This is a genomic window from Candidatus Pelagibacter communis, assembly GCF_001179845.1.
In the GTDB taxonomy this organism is placed as follows: domain Bacteria; phylum Pseudomonadota; class Alphaproteobacteria; order Pelagibacterales; family Pelagibacteraceae; genus Pelagibacter; species Pelagibacter ubique_Q.
In genome coordinates this window covers 1-783 of the sequence record NZ_CVSB01000008.1, presented here as the reverse complement: position 1 = coordinate 783, position 783 = coordinate 1, and the positions used below count along the sequence as shown (strand labels likewise).

Sequence of the window (783 nt, the reverse complement as noted above, 5' to 3'; positions counted from 1 at the left end):
CGTTTCTTTAACAAATGAATTTAAAAAACTTGGCGCTAAAGTTACAAAGTCTTCTAAAGAATTAGCAGAACAAACTGATCTAATTATTACTTCACTTCCTTCACCTGAAGTTTCTGCAGAGGTTATGGAAAGTGAAGATGGAATTCTAAATGGTTTATCAGAAAATAAGATTTGGTTAGAAATGAGCACAACGGATGAAGATGAAGTTAAAAGACTTGGAAATAAGGTGATATCAAAAAAAGCTATACCACTAGATGGACCTGTTAGTGGGGGATGTCATAGAGCAGCTACAGGCAATATTGCAATATTTGTGGGTGGAAACAGAAAAGCTTTTGAAAAAATTTTACCAGCCTTAACTGTAATGGGTAGAAAAATATTACATACTGGTGAATTAGGTAGTGCATCAGTTCTTAAAGTCATAACAAATTATTTAGCATCAGTTCATTTGGTAGCATTAGGTGAGGCATGGACTGTTGCAAAAAAATCAAATTTAGATCTAGCTAAAACATTTAAGGGTATTGCAGTTTCATCTGGAAATTCATTTGTTCATGAAACGGAAAGTCAGGTTATTTTGAATGGTTCTTATAATATTAATTTCACGATGGATCTTGTTCTAAAAGATACTGGGTTATTCGATAATCTAGCAAAGAAATTAAATGCTCCATTAGAGATTTCTCCAAAGATAGTTGAAATATTTAAAGATGGAGAAAAAAAATATGGTTCGAGAGCATGGTCATCAATGATTGTAAAAAGAATGGAAGATTTAAATAAAATTGATTTTAG

At 31.8% G+C, this 783-nt stretch carries 1 protein-coding gene; it reads left to right on the top strand.

Annotated features, from left to right (window positions below; translation table 11 throughout):
• Window positions 1–783, top strand: a 783-nt coding sequence (locus AMN81_RS00440; protein ID WP_072090196.1) for an NAD(P)-dependent oxidoreductase, incomplete at both ends; no start/stop codon positions are given.